The following is an 18855-nucleotide window of genomic DNA, read 5'->3' on the forward strand; positions in this document are numbered from 1 at the left end:
TTCTTCTTTTTCGTGGTTTAGAAAAGAGAAGAATTCGTTAATACCATTATTTAATTTGCTTAAAGATTTTACTATTAGCATCATCACATATACAACATAAGGGATAAAAACCACTATAAATACAAATAAAGCAATAATAGATGTCGTAACAAAACTACTATTGATTAAATTTTCTAACTCGTGAGTATTCTTATCAATCTCATCTAAATAAACACCTGTTCCAATCCATAAAGAATTTGTATTAGGTATTAATGCTACATAAGATAATTTTGGTGCTGTAATGTCAGTGCCTGGCTTAGGGAAAGGAAAGGTTACAAAACCACCACCAGAATTAGCCTTTTTGCTTAATTCTTGAATAAAAAAAGTCCCATCAGGAGCTTGCATTCCCTTTAAATCTTGTCCTATTAGCTTTTTGCTAACTGGGTGAGCTACTGCTGTGGTATCTTTATAAACGAAAAAATACCCATTACCATTGTCAAATCTAAAATTTTCTATAGCTTGTGCTATATAATCAATTTTCTCTTTTTCACTCTGTAAATCTTTTAAATGAATTGAAAGCGCATTAATCATTGCATCAGTTGATATTTTTAATTTTTCTTCTATATCAACTTGCATAATTCTTGCTACCTCATTTGAATTAGCTTGAATTGTCTTTTGATTATTATTGTAAAATAAATAAAGCATCAAAAATAAAACAAACAATCCTAAAATAATAACAAAACCAAGTTTTGCTTTTATAGTTTTTAACATTACATACTCCTTTTGAAACTTTAAATTAAGCATAATTTTAAAATTTAAAAATATAAATAATGTTAAATTTAATTAAGATTTTAGGAATTTCAAAATTGAAATTCCTTTTTTACTTATTTTGCTTTAGATTTGCTAACTTCTTGCATTTTTATATAAGGTCCAAATCTATGTTGCTCTATACTAAAATCATCATCATAAGGAGCTACATCCATATCAAGTGGTTTTGTCCTTCTATCGGGAAAATCTGCTTCACGACTAGCCTTAATTGGTCTTGGTTTTGAATTAATATAAGCTGCTACATCAAAAGCTTCTTCATCACTTAAAGTAGCATCACCTTTTGGCATATTACCTTTAATATACGAAGCTGCTTTTATTAGTCTATACATTCCAGCACCTGTGTTATAGCTATCATCTCCCCATAAAGCAGGATATACATAATATCCACCTTTTTGCTCGTCATTTAGCATTCCTGCCCCATCTTCGCCGTGACAAGCTGAGCATTTTTCTTCATAAATAACTTTACCTTTTTTAGGATCAGCTGCTCTATTTAATAATTTTACTTGAGTAAGTCCTTGCCCTTCAACACTAGCACCCACTGGCACACCTTGGCTTAAATAGTGCATATAAGTTACAATTGCTTTCATCTCTACTGAATTAATAGGCAATGGCTTACCATTCATAGAGCGTTCCATACAGCCATTTATACGATTTTCAAGAGTAGCGACTACATCGCCTCTAGCTAAGTATTGTGGAAATCTAGCATAAATTCCTACAAAACCTGATTCATAAGGAATAGTCCCGCCATTTGCGTGACAACTACTGCAAGATAAATTATTTCCTGCATATCTTTTACTCTCATCTTTTGCCTTTGGACCTATGTAATATGTAGTTTCATTTAGGATTTTATTGCCTAAAATCACTGCTTCAATATATTTTGAGCCTTTAGGTAATTTTTCTTCATCTAAATACCCATCATCATTCATAGCACTTGGCACTACCCAATTCATTTTAGCTTGTTTAATGCCTGTTTCTGATTTGGTTTTATTCACACTTGGGTCTATCGCAAATGCAAAAGATGATAATAATAAAATCATACTAATTTTAGTTTTCATAACTTCTCCTTAAATTGATTTAAGAAAATGCTAGGACTTTTATGTGAATTTAATGTGAAAAATAAGCATAAAAATCATAAAAAATTACAAAATTGTTACAAATTTACAAAAAATATATAAAACTAAGAGAAATTAAAAAGAAGTAAAAAAATAATAGGTATAAAATATATGCCATTAATTATTATAAAATTAATTAAATTAAAATCCAATTCTAATAATTTTTAATTTAATACTTACTATAGTTTTTAATATGGTCGTATGATTAAAAATATACATTAAAAAATAAAATATTTAAACCAACAATCAAATTCTTTTACACTTCATCTTTAAACACTTCTTCTCTTACATAAATTGTGCATTCTTCTTTTTCATCTAAGCTTCCGTCCCATTTATAAACAGCTAATATTTCTTTCAATAAAGCTATTATTTCTTTTTCATTTAATGTTTTATTATCTCTTATAGAAAGTATTTTATAGACTTTGTCATAAACTACATTATCAATCTCTTGACTAATATCATAATCTAAAATTATCCTTATATGCTCGCCTTTATAATATAAAATCCACAAAGATTTATTAAGCTTTGTAAGGCCCAGCTCAGGGTCATCAAAATACATACAATTCATAAACCAGCAGTCTAATTCTTCATCTATTACAATGCGTTCTTCATAAGGAAATTTATGATGTTGTCTGAGATACCAATCATTAGTATGCTTAATACAAATATCTACAAAAGAATATTTCTTCTCTAATTATCGCCAATAATTGCGTTTTTAAAAGCCATTCTTTCTCCTTTTTTGAAAATAAAATTCATATTTTAATTCTTTAAAATTTTATGGAATTTAAAATAAGAATTAGCTTTTATAAAAAATATAATATTTTATTTTTTTAAGCCAATTATCTTTAGTTTTTATATCTTTAATTAAACTTAAATTTGCAAATACTAATAAATCCAAATAACGCTGAATAATAGAGAATATAAAAGATAAAATCACAAAAACTAAGAAAAACAAAATTATAAAAATTAAAATATTATCATAAACAAAAGCCCTAGCTATAAAAAATGCAATACTAAAATCTAACAGACCAAAAATAATATTTATCATTTCGCTAATTTTTAATCTTGATATTTTGCCTTTTAAAATATATGAAACCTTACAATTAGGACATTGCAAGGTATGAATACCTAAGTCTTTTTTATAAGAAAATGATTTTAACTTTGAAATATTATAAGAGCAAAACTCGCATTCTTTATAAAACATTTTCATCTTTTTATAAGCTTTATGAAAAAATCTTTTAATTTAATTAATCTAGTTTTTTTAACTTCTAACTTCTCATTATCATCAATTAAGACAAATTTAGAAAATATAAATAAATTTAAATAATGCTCAAGTATTACCACAAAAAGCCCAATACCTAGAAAAGATACAAGCCATACAAAGATTAAAAAGACAGCATTCTTACTCACAAAATCACTGCATAAAAACACACAAAAAAATGGTAGCAAAAACACAGACCATCCTAAAATCTCATTCAAAATAGCATAAATCATTACAAAATATACTTTAAGTTTCAATCCATAAGAAGCATTGCAATTAGGACATTTTAAAGTATAAATTCCTAAATCCTTTTTATAGGTATATAATTTTAATTTTGAAATCTTACAAGAGCAAAGCTCACATTCTTTATAAAACATTTTCATCCTTTATATTTTTAAAATGATTTAATTTTTTTACAAAATATCTTCAAACACTTCATCTATTATATATGCTTTAAATTCTTTATCATTATTTAAGCTTCCATTCCATTTATAAACAGCTAATATTTCTCTTAATAAAGCTATTATTTCTTTTTCATTTAATGTTTTATTATCTCTTATAGAAAGGATTTTATAAACTCTATTATAAACTACATTATCAATCTCTTGTTTGATATCATAATCTAAAATTATCCTTATATGTTCGCCTTTATAATATAAAATCCACAAAGATTTATTAAGTTTTGCATGGTCTAGTTCTGGGTCATCAAAATACATACAATTCATAAACCAGCAGTCTAATTCTTCATCTATTACAATGCGTTCTTCAAAAGGAAATTTATGATGTTGTTTGAGATACCAATCATTAGTATGCTTAATACAAATATCTACAAAAGAATATTTCTTCTCTAATCTATCATCAATAATTGCATTTTTAAAAGCCATAAAATATCCTAGCAATTAGAAATTAGCTTAATGCTAATTCCTAATTAAATTCCAAAATGATTTATTCTTTTATAGCTCTTTTTGTTAGATTAGAATAATGTTCTATTCTTCTATCTCTTAAAAACGGCCACCAGCGTCTTATTTGTTCGCATTTTTTCATATCTATAGCAACTACTACTTCAAGCTCTTCGCTTTCATTGCTTCTAAATAGCTCTTTACCTTGTGCATCATATACAAAACTATTACCCCAAAAATCAATACCATTTTTAGTAGTTTCATTGTTATTTATAAAATGTTTTTTCTCATTTTGAGTAATGCTGCTTTCGCCACTAAGACTTACATCTTCAAAACCAACACGATTTACCCCCACAACAGGCAAACAATTAGCTATTGCATGTCCTCTTTGAACGCCTAGCCACGCATTTAATTGGTCTTGCATAGTTTCACTATCATCACTAACGCCGTTTTCATAAAGCCAACCAATAGCTGTAGGATATATTAAAATCTGCGCTCCATCTAAAGCCATAAGTCTTGCAGCTTCAGGATACCACTGATCCCAACATACTAAAACTCCTAATTTTCCTACACTTGTATCAATCGCACGAAAACCTAAATCACCTGGAGTAAAATAAAATTTCTCATAAAAATGCGGATCATCAGGTATATGCATTTTACGATATTTTCCTGCAATACTTCCATCACTCTCATAAACTATAGCAGTATTGTGATATAAACCTTCTAGGCGTTTTTCATATAAAGATGTAACTAATACGATATTATTATCTTTTGCTACTTCGCTCCAAAAAATCAAATCATTTTCATAATCACTAGCTAGGTCAAAATTATTAGTATTTTGCACTTGGCAAAAATAAGCACTTTGGTGTAATTCTTGTAAAATTACTAATTTTGCACCTTTTTTAGCAACATTTTTAATCTTTGCTTTTGTGATTTCTCTCATATTTTCGCTATATTTTTGTGATACTAAACCAATTTTTAACATATTTTTATCCTTATAAGTTTTCAAGATATTATCAAATTCTAGTTATTTTATATTCTTGATTATTTCCTTTCCTATAGTTCCTACCATTGTTGTATTTGGCGATACATTTTTTAAAATAGTAGCATTCGCACCGATTTTTGCATTTTTACCAATTGTGATATTGCCTAAGATAGTAGCACCTGCTCCAATTATTACTCCATCTTCAATGGTAGGATGTCTTTTACCATTAACTTTACCTGTGCCACCTAAAGTAACCCCGTGATAAATAGTAACATTATCTCCTATAATAGTCGTTTCTCCAATCACAACTCCCATTCCGTGGTCAATAAATAAGCCTTTACCAATTATTGCTCCTGGATGTATTTCTATACCTGTTAAAAATCTTGAAAATTGAGATATAAATCTAGCTATAAAAAATAATTTTTTCTTATACATAAAATGCGCTAAACGATGAAACAACACAGAATGCACACCAGGATATAATAAAAAAACTTCTAATTTATTTCTTGCTGCTGGGTCGTTTTTTAAAATATTTTCTAAATCATATTTTAAATTATCAAACATCAAAAATCCCCATAGAAATATATTTTTCTCCGCCATCAGGAGCTATTGCTAAAATCTTTTTATCATTTGGTAAAGTTTTTGCCAATTCTAAAGCTGCAAATATACTAGCACCAGATGAAATTCCTAATAATAATCCTTCTTTACTAGCTAATAATCTTACCATATTAATTGCATCAGCTTCATCTACACAAACAATATCATCAACCACACTAGCATCATAAATAGCAGGAACAAATCCAGCCCCTATTCCTTGAATTTTATGCGCTCCTGCTGTATTTTTACTAAGCATTGGAGATTGCTCTGGCTCTATTGCTATTACTTTAATATCTTTAAAATGCTCTTTTAATCTCTTACCAACACCACTAATAGTCCCGCCTGTGCCTACTCCTGCTACAAAATAATCAAGAGTTTTAAATTCTTTTATGATTTCTTCTGCTGTTTTCGTATAATGCGCTTTTGTATTTGCTGGATTTTCAAATTGTTGTAAGATTATATATCTATTATCACTCTTTGCTAATTCTAAAGCTTTATTAATAGCACCTTTCATACCATCTTTTCCACTCGTAAGAATTAAATCAGCTCCGAAAGTTTTTATTAAATCTCGCCTTTCTTTACTCATAGTATCAGGCATTACTATGCAAGCTTTATAGCCCATTAATCTAGCAATCAACGCTAAAGAAATACCTGTATTTCCACTAGTTGGCTCTAAAATGATTGAATTAGAATTTAATTTTCCTTGTAATTTAGCTTCTTCTATCATAGCTAAAGCAGCTCTATCTTTTACACTACCGCTTAAATTAAATTTCTCAAGTTTTACATAAACTTGAGCCATCTTATCATTTGTTAAAGCATTGAGTTTAACTACTGGTGTATTGCCTACTAAATCTAAAATATTTTTCATAATTACCCCTTGTTTTTAAAATAAAAATTTTATTATAAATTAAAAAATTAATTAAAAAGAGTAATTATGAAAATAAAATTATTCTTCAAATATATTCATACAAGAACAATGTAATGAACCATTTTGCCTTACGAAGACTAAGGCATTTACTAAAATAATTTTATGATTAGGTAAGGCTTTTTGTAATTTTTGTCTTACTAATTCATCGTTTTTATCATCATAACAAGGCATTATTAAAGCGTCATTTACAAACACAAAATTAGCATAAGTGCAGCCTAATCTTTTGCCATTATAATGTTTTGGGCTAGGAATTGGTAGTGAGATTAGATTGTATTTAGTTTTTTTAAGCTCATCTTCTAAGGCTTTTAAACTAGCGTAATTTTCATCATTTTCATCTTCGCAAGAACTATAAGCGATAGTATTTTCATCAATAAATCTAGCTAAAGTATCCACATGAGAATCCGTATCATCACCTATAATTACACCATTTTCAAGCCATAAAACTTCTTGAACTTTTAAATATTTTTTAAGTGTATTTTCTATTTCTTCTTTGCTTTGTTGATTTCTATTATCGTTTAATAAACATTCAGTAGTTGTCAATAATACCTTGCCATTAGTATCAATGCTACCACCTTCTAAAATAAAATCAATTTTATTTAGGTCTTTTTTAAGATAATTTTTAAACAAATTTTCATTAAAAGCATTGTCTAAATTAGAACTAAATTTATTCCCCCAAGCATTAAAAACAAAATCCAAATTATTATCAATTGGACCAAAATCTCTAATCCAAGTATCATTAGTATTAAAACAATAAAACTCTATATTATTTAACTTTTTAAACTCATCAAGATTTGCACTTTCGTGATGAACTAAAAGCACCTTACAATGATTTGTAATCGCTTTTGCAAATTCTAAATAAGAATTTAAAATCTCATTTAAATAAGGCGACCAATCACTATCTTTATGAGGTAATGCTAATAATATATATTCACATTTTTGCCATTCTGCTCTCATTAACAAAACACCTTTATATAAGCATAAGCTGCAACCACTAACCATACGCATAAAATTGCTGCCATAATAAATGGCTTAAGACCAGCTTTGCTTAACATATCCTTTCTAATATTTACTCCAAGTGCCACCATTGCTAAGCTTAATAAAAATGTATCAAAAATAGCAATATTAGGCTTTATAACATTTAAAGCATATTCTGTATTTAAAATAGGCAAACTTGATATGCCACAAGCTAGTAAAAATCCTAAAGCAAACCAAGGAATTTGATTTAAGAAATTGCCTTTTTTTTCTTCTTTTTTAAATCCAAAACTAAGCATTAATAAAAACGGAACAAGCATTAAAACTCTTACCATTTTTATAACTATACTTGAATTTGCCCCATCAACTCCTATACTTGAACCCGCTCCTACAACATGCGCAACTTCGTGTAAAGTCCCACCTACTAAAAAGCCAAATAATCTACCATCTAAATCAAATAGATTTTGAACCAATGGATAAACAAACATTCCAATACAACCATACACAACTACGGTGCAAACTGCTATACCAACTCTTGCCGAACCACCTTTTAGCACACTCTCACTAGCTAAAACAGCAGCAGCTCCACAAATACTAGAACCACTAGCAATTAATGCTGATTGTAAAAAGTCTATTTTTAATAATTTTCCTATTAATAAGCCAATAAAAAATGTAGAAAAAACTATAAAAAAAGCAAGTCCAACTCCACTTAAACCAATGCTTTCAATATCACTTAAAGAAATTCTAAAACCATAAAGAATAATCCCTAGTCTTAAAATCTGCTTAGTGCATACTCCTAAAGCACCTGTTTTTTTTAATAAGCTTACATTATGATGTGCGAAATTTCCAATAACAGCTCCCAAAATTACGGCAATTATTAAAGCTGATATTCCAAAGTTCTTAAAAAAGCTTAATTCACCAATAGCATAAGAACAAAATGCTAAAACTACTAATACTACATAACTTTCTATTTTTTTACTTTTATAAATTTTATTTACCCCCAAAGCTACTTGCTCTGGGGATTTATTGTGTTTTTTACTCACTCTTTTTCCATTCTACTTACTGCATTTATACCAATTAAGCTAAAACCTGTTTTTATACATAAAGCAACTTGAGCAAATATTTTTAAATATTGCTCTTCGTTTTCATGTCCAATAACTCTAGTTTCATTATAAATTTTATGAAATGAACTTGCGATTTGTTTTAAATAATCGCATAATTTAGAAAGAGTTCTGCTATTAAAAGCGTCTTCTAAAACATCATTTAAAGCTAAAGCATCAAATAATAAATTAAGTGCATTTTCATCTTTAAAATTACTTAAACTAACATTAATTACATCATTAAAGTTTTTATTAGCTTTTGCAAATATTTGATGAATTCTTGCGTGTGCGTAGTTTATATAAAAAATAGGATTTGAATTATCTTGCTTTTTAAACTCATCTACATCAAACTCAAGCGGGCTATCACAACGCTTACTTATAAAAATATATCTTAAAGCATCTACGCCAATATCATCTAAAACATCGCTAAATAAAATGACATTACCTTTTCTTTTACTCATTTTATAAGGTTGTCCATTTTTTAGCAAATTAACCATCTGAGCTAGGATTACTTCAAGATTATTAGCATCATGCCCTAAAGCACTCATAGCAGCTTTTACACGAGCAATGTAGCCGTGATGATCAGCTCCCCATATATTAATAACTTTATCATATCCCCTACTTAATTTATCATCGTGATAAACAATATCAGCTGCTAAGTAAGTCCCCCTACCATCTTCACGCACAATAACTCTATCTAAGTCATCTCCATATTTTGTAGATGCTAAATATAATTTATCATCTTTTAAATATGTTGCTTCGGCTTTTTTTAATTTTTCTAAAGTTTCTTCAAGCTTTGGATAATAAGCAGTTTCGCTTACATAATTATCAATCTTAATTCTAGCATTTGCTAAAGTTTGCTTGATTTCTTTTAAGACTTCATCTTTAGCTAAACTTGCTATTTTGGTTTTATTATTTATAAAATCATCTTTAAATTTATCATAAAAAATCCTAGCAAGTTCTTGCATATACTCGCCACCATAAAAACTTTCAGGATATTCAACATTTTCTTTTAAAACAAAATCTCTTATAGCTAAAATAACGCTTTCGCCTAATAAATCTATTTGATTACCTGCATCATTTACATAATATTCTGTATCAAATGTATAGCCTAAATGTTTTGCAATTTTATTTAAACTATCTCCATAAATAGCACCCCTTGCGTGCCCTATGTGAAGTGGTCCTGTAGGATTTGCACTTACATATTCAAGCAAGATTTTATAATTTTTTTTAGGACTTTTTGCAAAATCTTCTGGGTTATTTAAAGCATTTTTACATAATTTATCTAAAAAATCATTTGATAATTTGAAATTGACATAAGCATTCACTGCTTCAACACTGCTAAAAATCTCACAATTTTTCAATTTTTCTGCAAAATCTGCTGCAATTTTATTTGGGGCTAATTTAAGCTCTTTTGCAAAGCTAAAGCAAGGCATTGCAAAATGAGCTAAATTTCTATCTTTTGGACTTTCTAAACTAAATTCGCATTCTAATACTTTTGATAAATACTCTTTAATACTTTCCTTTAGCATTAGGCTTTTTGCTCGCTTTTTACTTCATTAGCTTCAGTTTTTTTAGTATTATCAGCTAATTCATCAATTTCATTCACAGGCTTTGCAGTAGTATCATCTGCCATTTCTTTTTTAAATGTTTTAATACCTTTTCCTAAGCCTTTTGCAAGTTCTGGTAATTTTTTACCACCAAATAATAAAATGATTACTAATAAAACAATAATCCAGTGCCATCCACTACCTATTCCCATATTATTCTCCTTTTTTCCATTCTGAAATAAATTTTTTAATGTCTTTATTTAACACTTTTAAGTTTGCTGCTTGGTAAAGTAATTTAAGCTCTTTATAAGCTTTTTCCAAATCATCATTTATAATAAAAAAATCATATCTTCCAATAGCTTGAACTTCAGCAGTTGCATTATGAAGTCTTTTAGCAATTACATCAGGATTTTCTGTGCCACGAGAAACAAGGCGTTCTTTTAATACTTTTTCATTCTCAGGACTTATAAAAACTGATAAAAAATCTTTACCTAATTTATCTTTTACTATTCTAAAGCCTTGAACATCTATATCTAAAATAACATTTTTACCATTTTCTAAAGCGTCATAAATTGGTTTTAATGGCGTTCCATAATAATTCCCATGAACATTAGCATACTCTAAAAATTCATCATTTTTAATTCCTAATTCAAATTCTTCGTGGGTCAAATAATAATAATTTACACCCTCTTTTTCTCCTGCTCTAGGAGCTCTAGTGGTTGCTGATATTGAAAAATAAAAATCATTATAATCTTGTGCTAAACGCTCTAATAGTGTGCTTTTGCCCGCACCACTTGGGCCTGATATTAATAAAATTCCTGCCATAATTAATCTTTAAAACTTATATTAATTGATATATTTATATCTTTTATACGATTTTTCGTGCCTTTTGTGCTATTGATAATAGCTTGATTTACTGCTTTTGTAACATTTTCGCTAACTTCACTAATGTCATCATCAACATTTGCTTCTATGCTATTAGTAAAATCATTATTTTTTTCTTTTATATCTTCATTATTGTCTAATAATTCTACAACTTCCTCCCCTAACGCTTTTTTAATTTCAATTTCATTTAAATCATCAAAATCACTCACTTTTTCATCTCCTACAATTTCTTGAATATCTTCAATATCATCTTTAATATCATCAAAAGCAGCTAAAGAACCTAATTCATTATCTTGAATATCTTCTAAATGATTATTAATATTCAAATCTTCTTTCACATCTTCAAATTCTTCTTCTAAACCACTATCATTAAAATCATCTTTCATATCTTCAGCTACATCTAAATCACCCGTAACAACATCAAAATCATTTGTTATTTCTGTATTTAAATCATCTTCTAAATCTTTAAAATTATCATCTTCATAACTATTGTTTATATCTTCTTCTAAATCATTTGAACTTGTAAAATCAATATCATCTTGCAATAAATCTTGATAATCTCTACTTAATTCTTCAAAACTTTCAGGTAATGAAAATTCATCAATATTATTCAAATCATCTAAATTTAAATCATTATTTAAATTCTCTTCTAAATCATCTATGTCTTTCGTAGTTTTTAAATCTTCTTCTAAAACAATAGCATTACTTAATTCATCTAAATTCTCAATATCACTTAAAGTATCCAAATCTTGCGATAGTTCATCATTATTTAAATTCTCATCTTCGTTAAAATCAGATAATTTCGTATCTAATTCATCATCTAAAGAATTTAAATCATCAAGAGCACTTAAATTCTCATCTAATTCATCATTAGTATCATCTAAATCTTGTGGTAACTCATCATCTAAAGAAGTTAAATCATTAGAACTATCTAAATCTTGTGATAGTTCATCATTATTTAAATTCTCATCTTCATTAAAATCAGATAATTTCGTATCTAATTCATCATCTAAAGAATTTAAATCATCAAGAGCGCTTAAATTCTCATCTAATTCATTATTAATATCATCTAAACCTTGAGATGCTTCATCATTATTTAAATTATCAAGTTCTTCAATATTATCCAATTCTTCACTAAATTTATTATCAACATCATCTAAATTCTCTAAATCTTGCAGTAATTCATCATCTAAAGAAGTTAAATCATTAGAACTATCTAAATCTTGCAATAATTCATCATTATTTAAATTATCAAGTTCTTCAATACTATCTATGTTAAAATCATCTATAGAATTTAATTCATCAGTATTATCTAAATCAAGCTTAGTTTCTAAACCTAAACTATTACCAAAATCATTCAAGTCTAAACTATCTAAATCAGTGATATTATCTATTTTAAATTCTTCCAAATCAATATCATCACTTAATAAATCAATATTATCTAAATCGCTAGTATTAAAATCTTCTTTTAATTCGTCTTTAAAACTATTTATCAAATCTATAAAATCAGTAGGTAAAAATGGTTTATGAATAACTATTGCATCATTACTTGTTTCATTTTTTGCTAATATAAGAATTAGTTTTTTAGACATTTGTTGACATAATTTAATATCAACTTCACACTCATTATCAGCTATAATAATATCACAAGGTTCAAGCTCTTCTAAATTATTTATTTCTTTATAAGTAATATTTAATTTTTGCAAACTAAGGCTTATTAATCTTGAAATTGCTGGATTTTTATTAATTAATATTGCATTCATTATACCTTCCTAACTTACAAATAGTTCAAGTTGTAAAAACACTTTTAAAACCAATTCTTTAAAATAAAACAAGATTGTAGCTAAAATTGTCATCAAAACAATAAATGCTATCGTTATTTTTATAGGATAGCCTACCACTAAAAGGTTAAATTGTGGCATTGTTTTCATAAGCAAACCAAATACAAAATCACTAAGCATTGATATGGCAATTATTGGAAACGCAAGGCTAAGACCAACTAAATATATGTCTTTAGTCTCATTCATTATCTGTCTAAACCAACCATCATGCAAAGCAAAATCACCTAAAGCAATACCATTTAAACTCTTTGCCCAAAATAACAAGACCAAATGATGTCCATCATAAGCTAAAAACAAAAGTAATGCAATAAGAGAAATAAAGTGACCAATGATAGGAGTATTTGCACCAGTATTTGGATCAAGCACGCTAGCCATAGAAAAACCCATAATAAAACTAATATGTTCTCCGCTCATTTGTAAAATCGTAAAAGTAAGCTGCAAACAAAGACCTGCAACAAGTCCTAACAAAAGCTCAGTTATAAGAGCAATAACTAAATAATTTGGCGTTATATTAGTATGAGCTAATGGATAGAAAAAAAAAGTCATAATAATAACAAAACTAGACTTAATAACCACAGGAATTTGTAAATGCGAATAAAATGGAAAAAACAAGCAAAGTCCACTCATTCTAGCAAGTAATAGCATAAACAAAACTATGTTTTGCTCACTAAATAATCTTACGAGTTCCATTCTTGAATAATTTGCTCTAATTCATCTATACATTCATCACAAGATTTATAAATAATATGAGAAAATAAAGCTTCATTTATATATTTATTTTTTTCTAAATTAATTAGTATGTTTTTAGATTTTGCAAACCTTAATAAATAATTTATATTAATAACTGCACCGCTTGTTCCTATGATAACCACCAAATCATCTTCATTAAGATTATAAAATGTTGAATATAAATCAGTATAAAATGGCGCTTGTTCTCCAAAAAACACCACACTAGGTTTAATTAATTTACTTTGGCATTTTTTACAATTTTCAAATTTAAATTCCAAATCATCATTTAAATTAAGCTTAGTAATATCATTACAATTAGTGCAGTGTAATTCTAATAATTTTCCGTGCAAGTGAATTACATTTTCACACCCTGCACGCTCTAATAAATCATCAACATTTTGAGTAAAATTAATAACTTCAAAATGCCTTGATATTTCAGCAATTTTTTTGTGCATTTTATTAGGTTTAACTTTTCTTAATTCAAGTCTTCTTTTATTATAAAACTCATGAACTAAATTAAAATTTTTAATCCAAGTTTGATAATTACAAACTATATCTAAATCATATTGCTCCCACAAACCATCATTATCTCTAAAAGTGCTTAAGCCAGATGGGGCACTAAGACCAGCTCCACTTAAAAAAACTAACTTACCCATTATTTATCCTTAAAATATCATCACACATTAAAGCTAAATTTTCATCGTGAGTAATTAAAAATAAGGCTGAATTGTTTAATTTAACATAATCAATTAATAACTTCATAGCTATTTTTGCATTTGTTGGGTCAAGATTTCCAGTTGGCTCATCAGCAAAAATAATTTTAGGTTTTTTGCAAAGAACTCTAGCAATACTTACTCTTTGTTGCTCTCCACCACTTAATTCATTTGCTTTTTTATTTAGAATTTCTTTAATACCTAAAAAATTAATTATCTCATCATCTATTTTATTATTTGATAAAACACTTGCTAATTCAATATTTTCATAAGCTGAAAATCCTTTAAAAAGATAATGCTGCTGAAAAATAATTCCAAAATCATTTCTTCTTATTAATAATCTTTCATCTTCGCTAAGTTTATAAATATTCTTATCTTTATAAAAGACTTCCCCGCTATCAGGTGCTAAAAGTGTTGATAGAATATGCAATAATGTAGATTTTCCGCAACCACTTTTGCCTAAGACGGCTAAAGTTTGTTGCGGATTTAAAGTTAAATTTAAATTGTTAAATAAAACGGCATCGTATTTTTTACCAACACCGCTTGCTTTTAACATTAATTACCCATTTGAGCTGCAACTTCTGCTGCGAAATCTTCGTTTTTCTTTTCTAAGCCTTCGCCAACTTCATATTTTACGAAGCTTTCAATTACTAATTCATCTTTTAATTCAGCTGATTTATCAGCAATAACTTGCTCTATAGTTTTTTTATCATCCATTACATAAAATTGTCCCATTAATGTAAGGCGAGAATCTAAAATTGAGTTATCAGCTATAAATCTTGCCATTTGACCAGGAACAATTTTATCCCAAATTTGCTCTGGTTTATTTTGAGCTTTTAATTCAGCTTTTATATCTTCTTCAGCTTTCTTTAAAACTGCATCGGTAATTTGTAATCTACTTGCAAATTGTGGAATTTTATGAAGTGGCTTTTTAAGACGAACTAATTCTTCATTTTCTTTTTCAAGTTCAGCACATAAAGCTCTATATTCAGCTTCTACAAATTCCTTATCTAAATCTTTATAACTTAAAACACTTGGTTTCATAGCTGCAATATGCATACAAAGTTGTTTTAAAAATTCTTCAACTTTTGCTTTATTAGCAGCATTATTAAATTTAGCCTTAACGATAACACCTACACGACCATTTGTGTGTAAATAACCACTTAAAGCTTCATTATCATTTGCTTTTAAAGTAGCAAATCTTCTTACAACTAAATTTTCTCCAATAGTTGCGATTTGATTTTTTAGATAATCTTCAAATTTAGCTCCATCAATATTGCTATTTAATAAACTCTCAACATCGCAAACTCCACTAACTTGAACTTGCTCAACTGTTTTATTTACTAAATCTATAAATTTATCATTTTTAGCAACGAAGTCAGTTTCTGAATTGATTTCTACTAAACTTGCTAAATTATTTGAAAGTTTAACACCAATTAAACCTTCAGCTGCTAATCTATCAGCTTTTTTAGCAGCTTTACTTAAGCCTTTTTCTCTTAAGTATTCAACTGCTTTTTGCATATCTCCATCACACTCTTTAAGTGCGTTTTTACAATCCATCATTCCAGCACCTGTGCTTTCGCGCAGGTCTTTTACCATTGCTGCTGTAATTTCTGCCATTACATTTCCCCTTCCATCATAGCTTCTTCTAATACTTCTTGTTTTTCATCTTCGCTAACTTCTGCTCTTTCAACTACTTCACCATCTTGTTCTCTTAAAGCTTTACCTTCTAATATAGCTTCGCACATTTCTTGGCAGAATAATTGAACTGAACGAATAGCATCATCATTACCTGGGATAGGAAAATCTACAACATCAGGATCGCAGTTTGTATCAATTGGAGCTACTACTGGGATTTTTAATCTATTTGCTTCTGCAACTGCAATTTTTTCTTTTACTGTATCAATTACAAAAATCATATCAGGGCGAGTTTTAAGGTCTCTAATACCGCCTAAATAATCTAATAATTTTTCTTTTTTACGATTTAGCATTAATGCTTCTTTTTTAGTTAATAAATTAATGCTTCCATCTTCTTGCATACTTTCAATAACTTCAAGTTTTCTAATTGATTGGCGAATAGTTTCAAAGTTTGTCATCATACCGCCTAACCATCTGTGATTTACATATGGCATTCCACATTTAATTGCATATTCTTTAATAGCATCTGTTGCTTGCTTTTTAGTTCCAACAAATAAAATTGTTTTACCTTCTGCTGCTGCATCACGAACGATATTGTATGTATATCTAAAATATCTAATTGTTTTTTGTAAATCAATTACATAAATACCTTTTCTCTCACCAAAAATGAACTTTTTCATTTTAGGATTCCAGCGTCTTGTTTGATGCCCAAAATGCACACCACATTCTAATAAATCTCTCATTGTAACCATAGGTTTCTCCTTAAAAAATTGTTTTTACCTCCACACCCAAATACAACTAGCGTTGCAACAAATAAGGATTGGTGTGTGTGAAATAAGCTGATATTTTAGCTTTTTTAAAGTTAATAAAGGTTATTTTTCTTGAGTTTTTTCTTCTTTGATTATATTATCAAGATTAGTAATGGCAAAAATATTATAACCATTATCATAGTTATAATTTAATTTCAATTTATGAGCTTCTAAAATCGTATTTACAACATAAAGCCCCAAGCCAAAAGAATTTGAACTCTTATTACCACCTTGAGTAAAAGGCTCTAAATAATACTCAATATTTTTATCTAATTTTTTACCTTTGTTATAAAACTTTATACTTTCATGGCAAATTATAACTCTTACAGCATTATCATCTGAATATTTAATAGCGTTATCTAATAAATTTTTAATTGCAGTTGTAAATAGTTTAAAATCAACATAAACTACAAAAGTATTATCACTTATAATATTAATTTTTTCATTTTCTAAAAGCAACATTTCTTTTGCTTCATTAAAAATGTGATTAATTGAAATTTTCTTTGGATTTTTTGCAACTCCACTTGTGATTTGCTCTACTGCGGCTAATTCATCTATTAAAATAACCATTCTATCAAATACATTTATAAGTCTTTGCTTAAATTTCGTATCTTCTAGCATTTCAGCTGTAATTCTACCTTTTGTAATTGGAGTTTTAAGCTCGTGCATTATATTTCTTAAAAAAAATTGTCTTGAAGTATTTAAATCTTTAATTTTTTTAATAGCTTGATAAAAAGCATCTGAAACTTGAGAAATCTCATCATTACCCTTGCTTATATTTTCTATATTATCTAAATCATTGCTAGCAAATTTTGTAATTTGTCTTTTAAGTCTTCTAATAGGTCTTAATTTACCTATAACAAATATATAACTAATTAATAAAACCAAAATAACTATACATAATATTATTTGAATACTCATATATCTATAAGAATTAAAATTCGTATCTTCATATAAGAAATCTTTATCATTTGCTATTATATATAAATAATTCTTGCCATTACTTGTAAGAATTTTACTTGCTCCTAAGTTATTACTATCTTCAGCCAATGTTATAGCATCAAATAAAATTAATTTTTTACTATCTTGGTCTATTAATTTAAGTTTAAATTGATTTTGTTTGTAATTAAATTCATCTTCAGTAATTGCATTATTTAATTCTTGGAGTTTTAAATTCGCTAAGTAAGAATATCTAGCGTTTAGTTCGTTTGAATAATTATCCTTATCATAATTAATCAACCAAATAAACGCCATTCCTATAGTTGAAGTAGCTAATATAAAAATAAAAGTAATTACATAAAAAATACTAGATTTCATTGTGTTAGCTTATAACCAATTCCCCTAATTGCGTGAATATGAGTTGGAGTTTTGCTATCATCACTAATTTTTTGTCTTATTCTAGAAATAATTACATCTATACTTTTATTAGAACTTTCTTCATTAATTGAAGAACAATTGTAAATTAATTCTTCGCGGCTAACTACACCACCTTCTTTTTTAATTAAATAACTTAAAATATCAAATTCTGCATTTGTTAAAACTAATTCTTTGCCCCTAAAATAAATAGCGTGTTTAAATTCATCATATTCTAAAGTCTTGTTGCTATGCTCATTTGCACTTATTTGAATTTGTTCAAATCTTCTTAAATGTGATGTAATTCTAGCTTTTAATTCTTTTGGATCATACGGTTTTGGTAAATAATCATCAGCGCCTAATTCTAAAGCTTCTACCTTATCATTTATATCGTGTCTTGCAGATGATACTATAATTGGACTTGTATATTTTTTTCTAATTTCTTTACATACTTCAAGTCCGTCCATTCCAGGTAATGTTAAATCTAATATAATCAAATCATATGTAGTAAGATTTAATTTTGACAATCCAATATATGGCTCATCAGCAATATCAACTTTCATATCATATTGCTCTAAATATTCTTTTAAAATTTCTGCTAATTCTAAATCATCTTCAATCATTAATATTCTAGTCATTTTAACTCCTTTAAATAATTACTAATACAGATAAAACC

The 18855-nt window shown here is 27.7% G+C and carries 22 protein-coding genes; all 22 read right to left on the bottom strand.

All coding sequences use genetic code 11. The annotated features are described in order from the left end of the window. On the bottom strand, positions 1-750 hold a 750-nt coding region (locus AVBRAN9334_RS08480; RefSeq protein ID WP_336607553.1), incomplete at its 3' end, for a cache domain-containing protein. Positions 751-863: 113 nt separating this feature from the next. After that, entirely contained in the window at positions 864-1862 is a 999-nt protein-coding gene (locus tag AVBRAN9334_RS08485; RefSeq protein ID WP_336607554.1) for a c-type cytochrome, read from the bottom strand. Positions 1863-2175: 313 nt separating this feature from the next. Continuing rightward, a complete protein-coding gene (locus AVBRAN9334_RS08490; protein ID WP_336607555.1) occupies positions 2176-2478 on the bottom strand; it encodes a hypothetical protein in 303 nt (100 codons plus the stop codon). A 237-nt stretch (positions 2479-2715) separates the two neighbouring features. Further along, the gene (locus AVBRAN9334_RS08495) at positions 2716-3129 is read right to left on the bottom strand and encodes a hypothetical protein (RefSeq protein ID WP_336607556.1); all 414 of its coding nucleotides are present in this window, start codon (positions 3127-3129) and stop codon (positions 2716-2718) included. Then, positions 3126-3557 (bottom strand): hypothetical protein, encoded by a 432-nt coding sequence (locus tag AVBRAN9334_RS08500; protein ID WP_214120144.1) that lies wholly within the window; start codon positions 3555-3557, stop codon positions 3126-3128. Before AVBRAN9334_RS08500 ends, AVBRAN9334_RS08495 begins: the two co-directional genes overlap by 4 nt. Before the next feature lie 36 nt (positions 3558-3593). Beyond that, on the bottom strand, positions 3594-4064 hold the full coding sequence (locus tag AVBRAN9334_RS08505) for a hypothetical protein (RefSeq protein WP_214120145.1): 471 nt from the start codon (positions 4062-4064) through the stop codon (positions 3594-3596). A 61-nt stretch (positions 4065-4125) separates the two neighbouring features. Then, complete coding sequence (locus AVBRAN9334_RS08510) at positions 4126-5064, bottom strand: carbon-nitrogen hydrolase (RefSeq protein WP_214115728.1); 939 nt, start codon at positions 5062-5064, stop codon at positions 4126-4128. Positions 5065-5106: 42 nt separating this feature from the next. Beyond that, positions 5107-5628, bottom strand: coding sequence for a serine O-acetyltransferase EpsC (gene epsC, locus AVBRAN9334_RS08515; protein ID WP_336607557.1), 522 nt, complete (start codon positions 5626-5628; stop codon positions 5107-5109). After that, a complete protein-coding gene (cysK, locus tag AVBRAN9334_RS08520) occupies positions 5621-6529 on the bottom strand; it encodes a cysteine synthase A (RefSeq protein ID WP_214115730.1) in 909 nt (302 codons plus the stop codon). The genes epsC and cysK overlap by 8 nt, the downstream gene beginning before the upstream one ends. Before the next feature lie 78 nt (positions 6530-6607). Then, positions 6608-7543 (bottom strand): agmatine deiminase family protein, encoded by a 936-nt coding sequence (locus AVBRAN9334_RS08525; protein ID WP_336607558.1) that lies wholly within the window; start codon positions 7541-7543, stop codon positions 6608-6610. Beyond that, entirely contained in the window at positions 7543-8604 is a 1062-nt protein-coding gene (locus tag AVBRAN9334_RS08530) for a YeiH family protein (RefSeq protein ID WP_239803498.1), read from the bottom strand. Before AVBRAN9334_RS08530 ends, AVBRAN9334_RS08525 begins: the two co-directional genes overlap by 1 nt. Then, complete coding sequence (gene argS / locus AVBRAN9334_RS08535; protein ID WP_267524420.1) at positions 8601-10193, bottom strand: arginine--tRNA ligase; 1593 nt, start codon at positions 10191-10193, stop codon at positions 8601-8603. The genes AVBRAN9334_RS08530 and argS overlap by 4 nt, the downstream gene beginning before the upstream one ends. Then, entirely contained in the window at positions 10193-10423 is a 231-nt protein-coding gene (gene tatA / locus AVBRAN9334_RS08540; protein ID WP_214115733.1) for a twin-arginine translocase TatA/TatE family subunit, read from the bottom strand. Before tatA ends, argS begins: the two co-directional genes overlap by 1 nt. Position 10424: 1 nt before the next feature. Further along, positions 10425-11036: a guanylate kinase gene (gmk, locus tag AVBRAN9334_RS08545; RefSeq protein WP_214115734.1), complete on the bottom strand. Its 612-nt coding sequence runs from the start codon at positions 11034-11036 to the stop codon at positions 10425-10427. A gap of 2 nt (positions 11037-11038) precedes the next feature. Beyond that, the gene (locus AVBRAN9334_RS08550) at positions 11039-12859 is read right to left on the bottom strand and encodes a hypothetical protein (RefSeq protein WP_336607559.1); all 1821 of its coding nucleotides are present in this window, start codon (positions 12857-12859) and stop codon (positions 11039-11041) included. A gap of 9 nt (positions 12860-12868) precedes the next feature. Further along, positions 12869-13627 (bottom strand): flagellar biosynthetic protein FliR, encoded by a 759-nt coding sequence (gene fliR / locus AVBRAN9334_RS08555; protein ID WP_336607560.1) that lies wholly within the window; start codon positions 13625-13627, stop codon positions 12869-12871. Next, entirely contained in the window at positions 13615-14322 is a 708-nt protein-coding gene (locus AVBRAN9334_RS08560; RefSeq protein WP_336607561.1) for an SIR2 family NAD-dependent protein deacylase, read from the bottom strand. Before AVBRAN9334_RS08560 ends, fliR begins: the two co-directional genes overlap by 13 nt. After that, complete coding sequence (locus AVBRAN9334_RS08565; protein WP_336607562.1) at positions 14315-14935, bottom strand: ABC transporter ATP-binding protein; 621 nt, start codon at positions 14933-14935, stop codon at positions 14315-14317. Before AVBRAN9334_RS08565 ends, AVBRAN9334_RS08560 begins: the two co-directional genes overlap by 8 nt. Then, complete coding sequence (tsf, locus tag AVBRAN9334_RS08570) at positions 14935-15999, bottom strand: translation elongation factor Ts (RefSeq protein ID WP_214120153.1); 1065 nt, start codon at positions 15997-15999, stop codon at positions 14935-14937. The genes AVBRAN9334_RS08565 and tsf overlap by 1 nt, the downstream gene beginning before the upstream one ends. Beyond that, positions 15999-16769: a 30S ribosomal protein S2 gene (rpsB, locus tag AVBRAN9334_RS08575; protein ID WP_214115740.1), complete on the bottom strand. Its 771-nt coding sequence runs from the start codon at positions 16767-16769 to the stop codon at positions 15999-16001. The genes tsf and rpsB overlap by 1 nt, the downstream gene beginning before the upstream one ends. Positions 16770-16889: 120 nt before the next feature. Further along, the gene (locus tag AVBRAN9334_RS08580) at positions 16890-18143 is read right to left on the bottom strand and encodes an ArsS family sensor histidine kinase (RefSeq protein WP_214120154.1); all 1254 of its coding nucleotides are present in this window, start codon (positions 18141-18143) and stop codon (positions 16890-16892) included. After that, on the bottom strand, positions 18140-18817 hold the full coding sequence (locus AVBRAN9334_RS08585; protein ID WP_214115742.1) for a response regulator transcription factor: 678 nt from the start codon (positions 18815-18817) through the stop codon (positions 18140-18142). The genes AVBRAN9334_RS08580 and AVBRAN9334_RS08585 overlap by 4 nt, the downstream gene beginning before the upstream one ends. Positions 18818-18855: the final 38 nt, after the last annotated feature.

This window comes from Campylobacter sp. RM9334, from assembly GCF_020138145.1.
Taxonomy (GTDB): Bacteria; Campylobacterota; Campylobacteria; order Campylobacterales; family Campylobacteraceae; genus Campylobacter_E.

Excerpts from the sequence above, each read along its gene's own strand:
- fliR (WP_336607560.1), bottom strand. The coding sequence starts at position 13,627 with ATGGAACTCGTAAGATTATTTAGTGAGCAAAACATAGTTTTGTTTATG.
- AVBRAN9334_RS08510 (WP_214115728.1), bottom strand. The coding sequence starts at position 5,064 with ATGTTAAAAATTGGTTTAGTATCACAAAAATATAGCGAAAATATGAGA.
- AVBRAN9334_RS08550 (WP_336607559.1), bottom strand. The coding sequence starts at position 12,859 with ATGAATGCAATATTAATTAATAAAAATCCAGCAATTTCAAGATTAATA.
- tsf (WP_214120153.1), bottom strand. The coding sequence starts at position 15,999 with ATGGCAGAAATTACAGCAGCAATGGTAAAAGACCTGCGCGAAAGCACA.
- AVBRAN9334_RS08580 (WP_214120154.1), bottom strand. The coding sequence starts at position 18,143 with ATGAAATCTAGTATTTTTTATGTAATTACTTTTATTTTTATATTAGCT.
- AVBRAN9334_RS08525 (WP_336607558.1), bottom strand. The coding sequence starts at position 7,543 with ATGAGAGCAGAATGGCAAAAATGTGAATATATATTATTAGCATTACCT.
- tatA (WP_214115733.1), bottom strand. The coding sequence starts at position 10,423 with ATGGGAATAGGTAGTGGATGGCACTGGATTATTGTTTTATTAGTAATC.
- rpsB (WP_214115740.1), bottom strand. The coding sequence starts at position 16,769 with ATGGTTACAATGAGAGATTTATTAGAATGTGGTGTGCATTTTGGGCAT.
- AVBRAN9334_RS08495 (WP_336607556.1), bottom strand. The coding sequence starts at position 3,129 with ATGAAAATGTTTTATAAAGAATGCGAGTTTTGCTCTTATAATATTTCA.
- AVBRAN9334_RS08565 (WP_336607562.1), bottom strand. The coding sequence starts at position 14,935 with ATGTTAAAAGCAAGCGGTGTTGGTAAAAAATACGATGCCGTTTTATTT.
- AVBRAN9334_RS08585 (WP_214115742.1), bottom strand. The coding sequence starts at position 18,817 with ATGACTAGAATATTAATGATTGAAGATGATTTAGAATTAGCAGAAATT.
- AVBRAN9334_RS08485 (WP_336607554.1), bottom strand. The coding sequence starts at position 1,862 with ATGAAAACTAAAATTAGTATGATTTTATTATTATCATCTTTTGCATTT.
- argS (WP_267524420.1), bottom strand. The coding sequence starts at position 10,193 with ATGCTAAAGGAAAGTATTAAAGAGTATTTATCAAAAGTATTAGAATGC.
- epsC (WP_336607557.1), bottom strand. The coding sequence starts at position 5,628 with ATGTTTGATAATTTAAAATATGATTTAGAAAATATTTTAAAAAACGAC.
- AVBRAN9334_RS08505 (WP_214120145.1), bottom strand. The coding sequence starts at position 4,064 with ATGGCTTTTAAAAATGCAATTATTGATGATAGATTAGAGAAGAAATAT.
- gmk (WP_214115734.1), bottom strand. The coding sequence starts at position 11,036 with ATGGCAGGAATTTTATTAATATCAGGCCCAAGTGGTGCGGGCAAAAGC.
- AVBRAN9334_RS08490 (WP_336607555.1), bottom strand. The coding sequence starts at position 2,478 with ATGTATTTTGATGACCCTGAGCTGGGCCTTACAAAGCTTAATAAATCT.
- AVBRAN9334_RS08500 (WP_214120144.1), bottom strand. The coding sequence starts at position 3,557 with ATGTTTTATAAAGAATGTGAGCTTTGCTCTTGTAAGATTTCAAAATTA.
- cysK (WP_214115730.1), bottom strand. The coding sequence starts at position 6,529 with ATGAAAAATATTTTAGATTTAGTAGGCAATACACCAGTAGTTAAACTC.
- AVBRAN9334_RS08560 (WP_336607561.1), bottom strand. The coding sequence starts at position 14,322 with ATGGGTAAGTTAGTTTTTTTAAGTGGAGCTGGTCTTAGTGCCCCATCT.